Annotated in this window: 10 protein-coding genes; 7 read left to right on the top strand and 3 right to left on the bottom strand. The window is 39.4% G+C overall.

The window, feature by feature from the left end:
• The first annotated feature begins 2 nt into the window (after positions 1-2).
• Both ACTJJF_RS09540 and ACTJJF_RS09535 read left to right on the top strand, forming a co-directional pair.
• Positions 3-3,113, top strand: a complete 3,111-nt coding sequence (locus ACTJJF_RS09540) for an efflux RND transporter permease subunit (RefSeq protein WP_440699501.1) — start codon at positions 3-5, stop codon at positions 3,111-3,113.
• Complete coding sequence (locus ACTJJF_RS09535; protein WP_440699500.1) at positions 3,088-4,377, top strand: TolC family protein; 1,290 nt, start codon at positions 3,088-3,090, stop codon at positions 4,375-4,377. Before ACTJJF_RS09540 ends, ACTJJF_RS09535 begins: the two co-directional genes overlap by 26 nt.
• A 523-nt stretch (positions 4,378-4,900) precedes the next feature.
• Here the strand turns inward: ACTJJF_RS09535 and ACTJJF_RS09530 are convergent.
• Together ACTJJF_RS09530 and ACTJJF_RS09525 are read right to left on the bottom strand one after the other, a co-directional pair.
• Positions 4,901-5,356, bottom strand: a complete 456-nt coding sequence (locus ACTJJF_RS09530; protein WP_440699499.1) for a DUF1801 domain-containing protein — start codon at positions 5,354-5,356, stop codon at positions 4,901-4,903.
• Between the two features lie 292 nt (positions 5,357-5,648).
• Positions 5,649-8,123, bottom strand: coding sequence for a GEVED domain-containing protein (locus ACTJJF_RS09525; protein WP_440699498.1), 2,475 nt, complete (start codon positions 8,121-8,123; stop codon positions 5,649-5,651).
• A gap of 223 nt (positions 8,124-8,346) precedes the next feature.
• Here ACTJJF_RS09525 and ACTJJF_RS09520 point away from each other — a divergent pair, with 223 nt between their 5' ends.
• The 4 genes from ACTJJF_RS09520 to proC all read left to right on the top strand — a co-directional run bounded on the left by ACTJJF_RS09520 (position 8,347) and on the right by proC (position 12,035).
• The gene (locus tag ACTJJF_RS09520) at positions 8,347-9,552 is read left to right on the top strand and encodes a pyridoxal phosphate-dependent aminotransferase (RefSeq protein WP_312298321.1); all 1,206 of its coding nucleotides are present in this window, start codon (positions 8,347-8,349) and stop codon (positions 9,550-9,552) included.
• Between the two features lie 9 nt (positions 9,553-9,561).
• Entirely contained in the window at positions 9,562-10,056 is a 495-nt protein-coding gene (locus tag ACTJJF_RS09515; RefSeq protein ID WP_440699497.1) for a hypothetical protein, read from the top strand.
• Positions 10,057-10,062: 6 nt separating this feature from the next.
• On the top strand, positions 10,063-11,076 hold the full coding sequence (murB, locus tag ACTJJF_RS09510) for a UDP-N-acetylmuramate dehydrogenase (protein WP_440699496.1): 1,014 nt from the start codon (positions 10,063-10,065) through the stop codon (positions 11,074-11,076).
• 155 nt (positions 11,077-11,231) lie between these two features.
• Complete coding sequence (proC, locus tag ACTJJF_RS09505) at positions 11,232-12,035, top strand: pyrroline-5-carboxylate reductase (RefSeq protein ID WP_312298327.1); 804 nt, start codon at positions 11,232-11,234, stop codon at positions 12,033-12,035.
• Here proC and ACTJJF_RS09500 read toward each other — a convergent pair.
• Positions 12,025-12,438 carry a VanZ family protein gene (locus ACTJJF_RS09500; protein ID WP_312298329.1) on the bottom strand — a complete coding sequence of 138 codons (414 nt, stop codon included), beginning with the start codon at positions 12,436-12,438 and terminating at the stop codon, positions 12,025-12,027. The genes proC and ACTJJF_RS09500 overlap by 11 nt on opposite strands.
• Before the next feature lie 55 nt (positions 12,439-12,493).
• Here ACTJJF_RS09500 and lnt point away from each other — a divergent pair, with 55 nt between their 5' ends.
• The gene (gene lnt, locus ACTJJF_RS09495; RefSeq protein ID WP_440699495.1) at positions 12,494-14,128 is read left to right on the top strand and encodes an apolipoprotein N-acyltransferase; all 1,635 of its coding nucleotides are present in this window, start codon (positions 12,494-12,496) and stop codon (positions 14,126-14,128) included.
• The last annotated feature ends 136 nt before the right edge of the window (positions 14,129-14,264 follow it).

Raw genomic sequence — 14,264 nt, 5'->3', positions numbered from 1 at the left:
TTATGAAGCAATTACTTACACTCTCTATACAGAAGAGATGGCTGATGCTGGCCCTCTTTCTTTTACTGGGATTATTCGGATATTATTCCTGGACCAGACTGTCAGTAGAAGCCTATCCTGATATTGCCGATGTTACTTCACAGGTAGTGACACAGGTTCCGGGGCTGGCAGCTGAAGAAGTAGAACAACAGATCACAATTCCTCTGGAGCGTTCCCTCAACGGACTTCCCGGAATGCATGTGATGCGGAGCAAAAGTACCTTCGGGCTCTCCATGATCACTATAGTTTTTGATGACGGAATAGATGATTACTGGGCCAGGCAGCGTATCCAGGAAAGATTATCTGATGTCACCCTGCCCTATGATGCACAGCCGGGGCTTGATCCCCTCACCTCTCCTATCGGCGAAGTATACCGATACATTATTGAAAGCAATACCCACAGCCTGCGGGAGCTTACGGATTTACAGAAATTCGTTATTATTCCCCGTATCAAGCAGGTTTCAGGGATCGCAGATGTTACCAACTTCGGAGGTATTACCACTCAGTTCCAGGTGGAGCTTGATCCTCATAGGCTGGAACAATATGGGCTTTCTTTATCTGAAGTTACCGAAACCATCACCAAAAATAATGTCAGTGCAGGAGGAAGTATGCTTCCACGGGGAAATCTAGCTTATGTTATTCGTGGAATCGGATTGGTAAAAGATCTGGATGATCTTGGAAAAATTGTTGTAAAAACCGAAAATGGTGTTCCTGTTTTCCTGAATGATGTAGGAACATTAAAATACGGGAACCTGGAAAGAAAAGGAATCCTGGGATATACCGACAGAAAACGTAATTACGCTGAAAGTGTAGAAGGAATCGTGCTTCTGCTCCGGGGACAAAATCCTTCGCAGGTATTGGAAGGCGTTCATGCAGCCGTTGATGAGCTGAATAATGAAATCCTTCCTCCGGGAGTAAAAATTCATCCATTCCTGGATAGAACTGATCTTGTAAAAACTACATTGACTACGGTTTCCCATACGCTTACCGAAGGTATTGTACTTGTAATTATTGTACTGATCATATTTCTCGGAAGCTGGCGGGGTGCATTACTGGTAGCGATAACGATCCCCTTCTCTTTGCTGTTCGCCTTTATCTTAATGCATGTAACCAATATACCGGCCAACCTTCTTTCGCTTGGAGCCATTGATTTCGGAATTATTGTAGATGGAGCCATTGTAATGCTGGAAACCATTCTGAAAAAAAGAGAAGAAAATGCAGAAGAAATACTGGAGGAAAAAACCATTACCCAAAGGGTGATTGAGGTAGCCAAGCCTATTTTCTTTTCCACCATTATCATTATTACAGCTTATCTACCCTTGTTTGCGTTTGAAAGAGTGGAAAAAAAATTATTCACCCCTATGGCGTTTACAGTAGGTTATGCTTTATTGGGTGCATTGGCAGTCGCATTACTTCTGATTCCCGGGCTGGCCTATGTAATTTATCGCAAACCACAGAAAATTTATCATAATAAATGGCTTGAAAAAATAAGTAATGCTTACGGAAAAAGAATTGATAAAATCATGCATATTCCTAAAAAAGTGATACTCCCAGTAAGCATTGTTCTGCTGTCCGCCGGAATCCTGTCCTACACTGTGGGAAAAGATTTTCTGCCGGAGCTGGATGAAGGTTCTATCTGGCTTCAGGTACAGCTTCCTCCGGGAATTTCACTAGCCAAAGCAAAAGAAATGAGTGATACGCTGCGGGCCAGAACTTTAAAACATTCCGAGGTTACTTATATGATGGTACAGGCCGGCCGTAATGATGACGGTACAGACCCATGGACGGCTTCTCACTTTGAGGTTTCCATCGGAATAAAACCCTACAGTGAATGGCCCTCCGGAAAGACAAAAGCAGACCTCATCAGAGAACTGGCAGCTGATTATAAGGAAATGCCTGGTTTCACCGTTGGTTTTTCACAACCGATGATTGATGGGGTGATGGATAAAATCTCCGGCGCTCACAGTGAGCTGGTGGTAAAAGTATATGGTGAAGATTTTAAAGAAACCAGAAGAATTGCTGAAAATATTTTATCCACATTAAATAAAATTCCGGGATCAGCAGATCTCGCCATTGACCAGGAACCGCCATTACCTCAACTGCAGATCATTGCCAACAGGGATAAAATTGCACAGTACGGGCTGAATGTTTCAGACGTTGCAGATCTTATTGAAGTTGCTTTAGGCGGAAAAGCCATTTCCCAGATCTTTATCGGTAATAAGGTCTATGATATTTCCTGCCGGTTCACCGAGGGCAGCCGGGATACTCCTGATAAAATCGGAAACCTGATGCTGACCTCAGCCACAGGAGCCAAAATTCCTTTATCCCAGGTGGCAGAAGTAAAATTAAGTACCGGAGAAAGCACCATTACCCGTGAAATGAATAAGCGTCATCTCACCGTAAAACTGAACTTAAGGGGTACCGATCTTTCTTCTTTCCTGAAAACGGCTCAGGATAAAATAGAAAAAGAGATCAGCTATGACCACGAGAAATACCAGATTAAATGGGGAGGTCAGTTTGAGAACCAAAACAGAGCTTATTCAAGATTGGCATTTATTGTTCCGTTGGCCCTGGCTGTTATGTTCCTGTTATTGTATGGAGCGTTTGGTAATTTCAGGCAGGCTTTGGTACTGATGTCTATTGTACCGCTGGCTTTGTTCGGAGGAATGCTGGCCCTCAATGCCCGTGGAATGTCTCTGAATGTATCTTCTGCCGTAGGTTTTATTGCCTTATTTGGAGTAGCCATTCAGAACGGGGTGATCATGATCTCTCATATCAATGATCTTCGCAGAAAAGGATATGATTTGAAACCTGCCGTCATTAAAGGAGCACAGGATCGTTTCAGGCCGGTACTGATGACCGCCACTGTTGCTGTCATCGGACTATTCCCGGCATCACTGGCTACAGGAATCGGTTCGGATGTACAGCGGCCCCTCGCAACGGTAATTGTTTACGGATTGATGTTCTCTACTATTTTAACCCTTTTTGTACTTCCGGCTATTTATTTTATGGCTGAGCGTAATAACAAAAAACAAAATTTGGAATCAGATGAAGCACTTACAGATAACATTTAAAGCCTTCTTTATTTTAATAGCTACATTATTATCCGGCACAACAGGTATCATAAAAGCCCAGGAAAAAGAACTTTTATCTTTTGAAGAATATCTGAGTCTTGTCGGAAAGAAAAACCTCAGCTATGCTTCCCGAAAATACAATGTAAGTATGGCTGAAGCAGCCATTCAGACGGCAGGGATGTTTCCGGATCCGCAACTGGAAGTGGAAACCACCAACAACGGGGTAAACAAAAACATGGGGTATGTCTACGGAACATCCATTGGCTGGACGCTGGAACTGGGTGGAAAAAGGAAGGCCAGAATCAATTTCGCCAAAAATCAGTCGGAGCTCAGTAAAATACAACTGCAGGATTTCTTCAGAAACCTTCGGGCAGATGCAAGTTTAGGTTATATTGATGCTTTACGGTCCAAAGCTATTCTGGAAGTACAGCAGGATTCATATAAAAACATTCAGCAGCTTGCAAAATCAGACAGCATCCGGTACCGGCTGGGAACCATATCTCTGGTTACCGCAAAACAAAGCAAATTAGAGGCGGCTTCTCTTCTAAATGAAGTATATCAGGCTGAAAGTGCAGAACAACAGTCTCTGACCAATTTGACTGTATTTCTTAGTGATCAGCAACTGACCGGCAGAAATGTGGATGTGGATGGGGATTTTAATGCTTTCAACAGAGATTTCAACATTGATGATCTTATTCTCCAGGCTCTGAATGAGCGTGCAGATTTACTGGCAGCTAAACAAAACACGCAGGTTACCAAAAGCCAGATCAGTCTTGAAAAAGCCAACCGTATAATTGATTTAGGCATCAGCGCCGGAGCAGAGCACCACACAGAAGCTACGAATGAAATTGCGCCCTCTCCTACCGTAAATGCAGTAAAATTAGGGCTCAGTATTCCCCTTAAATTTTCAAACAGAAGAAATGCAGGTTTGAAAATCGCTGAAATGGCTCATTCACAGGCTGAAGTAGAATATCAGCAGATTGAGCAGGAAATACGGGCTGAGGTTATGCAGGCTTATCAGCAATATTCAGCAACACAGAAGCAGGTGAAACAGTTCCACAATGGAATGCTTACAGAAGCTAAAAGTATCCTGGAAGGAATTACTTACAGCTACAAACGAGGAGAAAGCTCCATTCTGGAAGTTCTGAATGCCCAGAGAACGTACAACGGAATAAGAAAAGATTACTATCAGGCACTTGCAGATAATGCGACTGCTCTGGTAGAACTGGAACGCAGGGTGGGTATCTGGGATATTCATTTTTAGGAGGGAAGATGAAGGCTGGAAGATGGAAGTCTATGGAAGCCGGGGAATCACTATTTAACAATTTAATTACTTTTTAATTTAAAGTGAAAACTTCCATCGAAGGTTAAAACTCATTAAATAATATTTTAGCCCATTAAGGACTATGAAGGTTTTAAGATAAGTTAAGGTAAATCAAAGATTTTTTAAGTGTAATTCTTAAAACGAAACTCTTCTTAATATTCTTATCTTCTTAATTGCTCTTAATGGTTCAGTAAAAAAAATAATTTATTTACAAATCAACACGGAATCTTCTGTAGTTATTATTTATTTCTCGCATACGAAGCAGATTGCGCAGATGTTTGTACCTAAGAAAATCAGATATTAAAATCAATTAATTGAATTAATTATTCTAAGAAAATTTTAATGCATTTGACATGATCAAATGACTACCAGAAGTATCACCACAAAAAGTTACTTCCAGCTTCTAACCTCAACTCACCTCATTCAAAAAAGCCCTGAAATCATTACGACTTCAGGGCCTTTGTTATTTTTTATACTGAGATTCATAAACTCTGATCCAGTCTTCCGGTGTCATCTTACGGCTCAGCTCAGCAAGCAGCTCAAAAGGAATATCGTCTGTTTTTTTGAACCGGACACAGGATTTTCCCATATCCAGTTTTCTCTTCGAATGTTTCGGATATTCTGCTACAAACCAATCCAAAAGCTCAGGTGTAGAATAAAGCCCCATATGATATAGTGCTATGAAATTTTTTTGTGACGCCAAATTAATAAAAGGTAACGGTGTTCCCGGCGTACAATGATAGCCTGCAGGGTAAGTTTTCAATGGAACACCCCAACCTAACATTCCATAACTTAGATTTTCTTCAAAACCTTCCGGAAGATTGTTATGAATTGTTTCAAAAAGTTTTCTGAAAGCATCTTGTCTTTCATCAGGAATCTTTGAAATATAATCCTCAATAGAAGCTGCCTGGATCTGCATATTTAGTTTTTTTTCTAAAATACAATTATTTTGTGAAACTGTTTTATAATTTTATCATGATTTCAGTTTAGAGTAAGCAGATGGAAGAAAGAAGTTGGAAGTTAAATGTAGTTTTATGATCACTGTAAAATAATTATGACAATACAAAGGCTTATTATTCTTTTTACGAGTTTCACAACCACCACTTTAAACTAATGAAAATCAATTAAATAAAACCGAATTCGTGCTAATTTTAACAAAAAAAGGCAGCCACATCAATGCAACTGCCTACAGAAATTATTAACTCAAAAAATTATTTTTTAATAGCCTTTATTGTTGATTTTGAACCATCTTTAAAGTTCATCGTCACCAGATATAAACCACTGCTCAATTCTCCTAACTGAAGTTCTTTTGCAGGGTTATCAATAGTTTTCACCACTCTTCCTGCAACATCTGTAACGGTTACGGATTTCACATCTTTCATATCTGAAATGTACAGAACATCTTTGAAAGGATTAGGATATACACTTACCTCCTTTTTCTTCAACGCCGTTTCTGAAGTTGATAAAGAAGTAGCTACTTCAAATGTAAAATCAATGAATTCTCCTCTTGAAATAGCTGTACAAGGGTTTGACGGAGCTGTGCTGTTATAATCGGTCACCACTCTCATTCTATAATTTCCCACAGGTGTTCCCGCAGGCACAGTAATAGTTCCTGAAGCATTTGTGATATAAGTGTTAGTAACAAACATTCTTTCTGAAGCTTCAAAAGTCAAATTATTATTCCAGTCAACCCACACTGCAATTCCGCATGTAGGACCTCCAGCTGTGAAAGATACTGAAGTGCTGGAGCCTGGAGCATTTATTATTTTGTTATTGGTTGCCGTCAAATTCTGATACCCACCAGCTACACTTGAGCCTGATGAATAAGCCATATCTATAAGTCCTCCGGTAGAATTGAAGACAGAAAGCCAGGAATTCTGATTAGAAGATGAAGGCAGACAATATCCTGTTCTGAAGGCAGTAAGCTCACTCCAGATACTTTTGTCGCTGCCACTACATACAGACCTTACCCATGCATAATAATTTGTATCTGCAGATAATGAATTCAACGGGACAGAGGTTGTGGAAGAAGTTGTAGAATTGGTAGCGTTCAGCACAGTGGTAGCATCCGGAGCAGTATTCGTTGTACTGTAATATACTTCGTATCCGTTTGCAGGAGCTGAAGATGGTGCCGTCCAGCCAATTGTTGCTGAGTTCATTGTTACGTTTGATGATGTAATTGCCGTTGGCTCAAGACAAGAAGGGATCTCCTGAACAGTAATATTATCAATATAAATAGAACGTGAAGAACCTCCTAAACCATGTTTAAATGCTAACTGTAAATCAGTACCCGCTGGAATATTAACTGTATATTGAGTGTGGGTAGTTGTTAAAGCAACAGGAGAACCAATTTGTGTAAAAGAAGCAGGATCTGCAGGGTTTGATAAAGTTCCTATTAATAAGGTTGTTCCTGTTGTCCCGGTTCTTGCATAGAATCTCACACGCTTGTTACCATCTGAAAGATTCACAGTTGGAGGTGCAACCAGCATCTGACTGCCCGTAGTAGCAGATGAATTGGTCATATAATAAGCATTTGGAGCTGAATAATTATTTGTTGTCGTTACATATCCATAGCCCGAAAATGATGCATCTTCCAGATATGCCCAGCAGCTTGGGGCATTATTATTAGTATTAGACCCAACACTTGTTGTATCAAAGTTCTCTGTATACGGAACAGTGAAAGTAGAACAGGCAGTTTTAAAGGTTCCGGCAAAAGACCACGCACTCTGGCTTGTAGCAGAGCTACAGTTGGTTCTTACCCAATAGTAGTAGGTTGTGTTTGAATTGAGACCTCCTATAGTTGTACTTGTGCCTGTCACACCTGGATATGTAGGAGATACCGCACTGGATGGTATTGTACTTGATGTGCTGTGATACACATCATAACTTGCCGCATTGGTAGGTCCCGTCCATGAAATAAAAGCAGAATCAGCAGTGATACCGGAAACAGTCTGCAATACAGGAGGCACACAATCAGAATAAGCATCTGCTGAAAAAGCAAAAATATTTGGTATACCGGAACCACTTGCCTTGCTTACCGTTACACTTTGTATAGGTTTTGCCTGGTTCGCTGCATCTATTACCAATGCATTTTGATAAAGTCTCGGATCTGAAGTACTGGATTCTAAAGCATCTGTAGTTATTTTAATTCTTCCGATTCCCTGGATGGCAAAATTGTTTCCGCCATACCAGTCAGAAAGACTTATATTAGAAAATACCTGGCTGCTTCCATCCGTAAAATTAACCGTTACGTTCACTGTAGATGTTCCACTTCCACTGGTAGAAAGCATATACAATGTAAAAGCAGGTTTAGGAGTGGTGAAAGTAAGCGTTCCGCTGTCATTGGCAGCAGCCAGTCTTAGCGAGTTATTTCCACTTAAATTTCCCAAAACATAACTAAGTCCCGGAGTTCCCGCCACTACAGAATTAATAATTCCGTCCACCGGAATACCATAGGTAATCGCAGGACTTGTGGAGGTCAGCTGAAAATCCCTGGCTACAAAAGCATAAGAAACCCCATCTACATCATTGTTGGTAGAAACTGCTGAAGAACCTATTCCGTTAGCAATTACGTCTGCCGTATACCCTGAAGAAACCGGCATCGTTTGAAAATTCTGAGCCATCATTGCTGTGGCAGATAACAGAGCAATAGCAGGTACCACTCTAGAAAATAAATTTATTATCATTTTGATTACATTTGATTGGAAAATTAAGAAAAATTATAATACAAAAAGATTATTTTTACAAAAATACTAACATTAACTCAAAATGTATAAAATATTAATATTAAACAATAGTAAAAATAGTAAGATTTAAAGAGAACATGCACTTATTGTATTTTTCTTATTGACTCAGAATTTTATTATTGGGAAATTAAATCCTATTTTTGTCATACAAATTTTTTGAACAATGCCAAATATTTCAAACAGAGCACTGCATATGCCGGCATCACCGGTAAGAAAACTGGTTCCCTTTGCGTTACAAGCAAAACAAAAAGGAATAAAAGTATATCACCTTAATATCGGACAGCCTGATATTGAAACTCCGGAAACGGCTTTGAATGCCTTAAAAAATATTGATTTAAAAGTATTGGAATATGCACTTTCTGAAGGTAATATTGAATACAGAAAAGCCCTTACAGAATATTATCATTCATTAGGATTTTCGGATCTTACTCCTGATCATTTCATCGTTACCAATGGAGGTTCTGAGGCACTTAACTTTGCCATTTCCACTTTATGTGATGAAGGAGACGAAGTGATCATTCCTGAGCCTTATTATGCCAACTACAATGGTTTTACCAGCACATTTGATGTGAATGTAGTAGCAGTACCATCTACTATTGACACCGGTTTTGCCTTGCCTCCTATTGAAGAATTTGAGAAAAAGATTACAGAAAAAACAAGAGCAATCGTGATCTGTAACCCGGGCAACCCAACAGGATATCTGTATACCCGTGAAGAACTTCAGAAGCTTGCGGAAATTGCTTTAAAATATGATATCGTTGTAATTTCTGACGAAGTATACAGAGAATACGTATATGACGGAAAACAGCAGGTATCTATGCTGGAATTCCCTGAACTGAGTGAAAACTGCATCATCATCGATTCTGAATCTAAGCGTTATTCCATGTGTGGAGTAAGAATCGGATGCATGGTGACCCGTTCTCAAAAAATCCGTAACGCTGCTATGCTTTTTGCACAGGCGAGATTAAGCCCGGTTCTTTTGGGACAGATTGCCGCTACAGCTGCCCACCAGAATGACGGACCTTACATCAGAGCCGTAAGAGAAGAATATACCCACAGAAGAAATGTACTGGTAGATCTTCTGAATGCTATTCCTGGAGTGATCTGCCCTAAACCGAGAGGAGCTTTCTATTGTGTGGCAGAACTTCCGGTAGATGATACGGAGAAATTTGCACAGTGGCTGCTTGAAAAATATTCCCTTAATAACGAAACGATCATGGTAGCTCCAGCAGGAGGTTTCTACAGCGATCCTGAATTAGGAAAAAAACAGGTGAGAATCGCTTACGTTCTGAAAGAAGAAGATTTAAAAAGAAGTGCTGAGATTCTTAAAGAAGCTTTGAAAAAATACAGAGAAGAGTTTAGCCTATAAAATACCATCATGCCGACAACAACAAATATTCATCTGAAAATACTGTTTTCGATCTTTTTGCTGTCGGCATTTTTTTCTTGTGAAAACAAGAAGGAAGAGAAAACTATTTCCCACAAAAGCTCAGGCGAAATAACATCAGTCAGTGTATCGCACATCGGTGGAATTCTTGGAGATTACAGAATCATTAAAGCAACCAAAGATTCCGTATTTGCAGAAAAAGGAACTACGGCCAACCAAACCCATAAGGAATGGAGTTCAGCCATAACTCCTGATACTTGGAAATCGCTTATCTCTTCCATCCATACAGAAGATCTTGATGATATTAAAAGTTCTCCGAGCCAGCAGTCGGTAGACGGAATTGATGAAACATTTCAGATCCGTACTCCGAAAAAATCCCATATCTACGTCAACTCATTTGCAGATACTGCCCATTACAGGCAACTTCAAATGTTTAAAGAACAATTAGACAAAATTCTTCCTAAAGAATACAAAGAATACCAATAATACAACATGCTAGAAAATTTTTCATTAAAGCCTTATAATACATTCGGCGTTGAGGCCAGGTCCAGATACTTCGCTGAAGTGAACAGTATTGAAGAATTAAAAGATACGCTCACTTTTGCCCAAGACAGGTCTCTTCAACTTTTGTTTTTGGGCGGCGGAAGCAATATCCTGCTAACAAAAGATTTTGACGGCCTTGCAATTAAGCTGAATTTAAAAGGAATTTCTGAAGAAAACATCAACGATCATGAAGTTCTTATTACCGCAAAAGCAGGCGAAAACTGGCATGAATTCGTAATGTATTGTTTACAAAAAAATTATGGCGGACTGGAAAATCTTTCTTTAATTCCCGGAAATGTAGGAACCTCTCCGATGCAGAATATCGGAGCTTACGGAACGGAGATCAAAGATGTTTTTGTCAGCTGCCAGGTGCTGGATCTTAAAAACCTTGAGCTTACAACTTTTGATCTTGAACAATGCCGCTTTGGTTACAGAGATTCGATCTTCAAACAGGAAGGAAAAGGAAGGTACGTTATTCTTGAAGTTACTTTTAAACTTACCCAAAGAGAGCATCACATCAAAACAGAATACGGTGCCATTAAATCCGAACTGGAAAACCTGGGCATTGCAAATCCCACCATCCAGGATGTCTCCAAAGCAGTTATCAATATCAGGCAAAGCAAACTGCCGGATCCGAAAGAAATTGGAAACGCCGGAAGCTTTTTCAAGAATCCAACCATTCCTTCGGCCCAGTTTGAAGATTTAAAACAAAAATTTGAAAATATTCAGGGATACCCGAATGGAGCTATGGTAAAAGTTCCTGCAGGATGGCTGATCGAGCAGTGCGGATGGAAAGGCAGACAAATCGGAAATGTAGCTTCCCATAAATTACAGTCACTGGTCATCATCAATGCGACAGGAAATGCAACCGGGAAGGAAATATTTGATTTTTCAACAGAAATCATCAATTCTATCAAAGAGAAGTTCGGAATTGAACTTGAACGGGAAGTGAATATTATTTAATCAAAAAAATATATAAAGGCTGATTCGGTTAGAATACAGCCTTTTTTATTACTCATTTTTCAGGAGTATAACGTGACTATTATATGTTTACATTTCTATTGTTATTTCTACATTCCAAAAAATCATTATTTTAGCTTAAAAAATTACAATCTGTGATGAAAATAGCTATTCTTGGAGCCGGAAATATGGGGCTTTCTTTTTCAAAATCATTCTTAAAGTATGAGCTGATCAAACCTGAAAATCTTCACCTGATCCTCAGAAATCCTGAAAAAATCTCTAAAATAGCTGAAGAATTTCCCAAATCCAGAATTTCCACCTTTGATGAAGTAAGCGATCTGGATGCTGATCTGATCATTATCGCCGTAAAACCTCAGGATTTTCAGACGGTATCTCAGAACATCCGGTTTAGCTTTAAAGAAAATCAGATGATCTTATCCATCATGGCGGGAATCAATATTGAAAAAATTCAAAAACTCCTGAATCACCCTCTCGTTGTGAGAGCCATGCCCAACTCTCCTACTCTTCTTGGAATGGGAATTACAGGCTATACGGCAGCCAATGGCATTTCATTCAGTCAGCTTATCAGCATTGAAAGACTGCTGAACAGCACAGGAAGATCTGTTTATCTGGAAAATGAAGAGCTTCTGGATGGTGTGACAGCTCTGTCCGGAAGCGGGCCTGCTTATTTTTACTATATTATTGATGCTATGATCAAGGCGGGAATTGAAATGGGGATTGAAGAAAATCTTTCTCAACTTTTTGTAAAGCAGACAATGCTGGGAGCTTATCACCTGATCAATAATTCTGAGAAAAACCTTGAAGAACTGATCAAGGATGTAGCCTCCAAAGGCGGAACTACAGAAGCTGCTTTAAAAACTTTTGAAGAAAACAGCCTTAAAGACATTTTAAAACAAGGCATCTTGAATGCTGAAAAACGGGCTAAAGAGCTCAATAGCTAAACCTCTTTTCAATATACCTGCGCATCAGCCATCCCAGATACACCCCAAAAGTATTCAGGATAATATCGTCTACCTCAAATATTCCCATTCTGGTAAAATACTGGAGCGCTTCAACAATCACAATTGTAGAAATAAATGCAAACATGAGCGTCTTGAGGTCTTTCAGCTTAGGAAAGACCCACCCAGAAAACCCAAATGGAATAAACATAATGATATTGCCGAAAACAATCATCATGATATATTTCCAATCTATACTATTCTGAATAAACTTTAGGGTAGAAAACACCGGCTCCACCCTGATCAGGTTGTCCTCATACTGAAAACGGCCCATTCCCAGAAACATCAGGTAGAGCAGAAACAAAGTATAAGGTACAATAACGGCTTTATAAATTTTCTTTAACATCTGGTGCTAATATATTCATTTCAAAAACATTAAATTTGTGTATTAAAATAATTTAATGAAATACGTTCTGCTTACACTTATTTCAGCAATGCTGCTGTCGGTCTCATGGCCAACTTATGGGGTTCCGTTTTTTATATTTTTCGCACTTGTTCCGCTTCTGATGATGGAACATGGAGTTTCAAAATTTTCAGATTATAAAAGGAAAGGGTGGGTGGTCTTCTGGCTGTCTTACCTTTGCTTTGTCATCTGGAATATAGTGACTACAGGCTGGCTGTATGGCTCGAAAAATCCTGACGGAAGCCACTCTCTGATGGCTGTTGTATTTCCTGTACTGGTCAATTCACTACTCTATTCACTGGTATTTCAGTGTTACCATTGGTATAAAAATGCCCAGGGAACCTATTGGGGGCTTGGTTTTTTCATTGCGATCTGGATGAGTTTTGAAAAATTCCATCTGGGTTGGGAACTGACATGGCCCTGGCTGAATTTAGGAAATGTATTTTCAGAATATCCGAAACTGATACAGTGGTATGATACGCTGGGAGCAACCGGAGGAAGCTTCTGGATCCTCCTGATCAATGTTTTGATCTTCTATACGGTTAGAACATGGGAAGCCGGAAGAAAGAGAAAGGACCTGATTAAAAATTCATCAATTGTAGCGGCTTTAATAGCACTCCCGATGATTATTTCAGTCATTAAATACAATAATTTTGATGAAAAACCTACCGGACAGGTAAATGTATTGATGCTGCAGCCGGACCTGGATCCTTATGCTGAAAAATATTCTAAAGACAGTCTGACGATTGAGCAGGATTTACTTTCGCTTGCCGAGAAAAACTCAACGGGTAAAATTGATTATTATATGGCTCCGGAGACAGCGATTCCAGGCAGAGGTTCTATTTCTGAAACCGCTTTTGAAAAGAGTTTACTTTTAAATAACATCAAAGAATTTCTGACAAAACACCCGGGATCTGTTTTTGCAACAGGAATTTCATCACACCGTTTTTACCTTGACCCGGCAACAATGCCTAAGGAAGCGTATCAAATCAATCCGGGACTCTGGATTACCAGTTATAATACGGCTATTCAGCTTGCTCCGAATCAGAAAGTACAGGCTTACCATAAGGGAAAACTCGTTCCAGGGGTTGAAATTTTCCCTTACATCACTGTTTTGAAACCTATTTTAGGAAATGCAATGCTTAATCTCGGCGGAACGGTAGCCTCTTTAGGAACGGATAAAGAAAGAGTTGCTTTTTCAAATCCTTACAATAAAGGTAAACTGGCTCCTATTATCTGCTATGAAAGTATCTATGGAGAATTTGTAACGGATTATGTGAAAAAAGGAGCTAACTTTTTAGGAATTATGACCAATGATTCATGGTGGGGAGTTACAGAAGGGCACAAACAGCTTTTATCTTATGCCAGATTAAGAGCTATTGAAACGAGAAGGGAGATTGCACGTGCTGCCAACAGCGGAATTTCTGCTCATATTGATGCAAAAGGAGAAATAACAGCTGATACTTTTTACGGAGATCAAACTGCATTGTTTGCCAAAGTAAACCTGTATGACACGATGACCTTTTATGCAAGAGCCGGTGATCTGCTTTCAAGATTTTCAATATTTGCATTAGGCTTTTTACTGTTTTATTATCTCATTGAATGGTTCAAAAAGAAAACAAAGAAAGCGTAACGCTTAAACACAGGTTACATTGATTTTTTGTAAAAATAATTACAGATATCTGCATGATCAGCCGGATTCGCAATATTTTTTCTCGCAGATTTAACAGATCACGCAGATTTTTTTTTTAATAGTTCATATTTTTAGA

Source organism: Chryseobacterium sp. 22458 (genome assembly GCF_052044975.1).
GTDB lineage: Bacteria > Bacteroidota > Bacteroidia > Flavobacteriales > Weeksellaceae > Chryseobacterium.
Note: the sequence above shows the minus strand (reverse complement) of the source record. Positions and strands in the feature narration are given on the sequence as shown.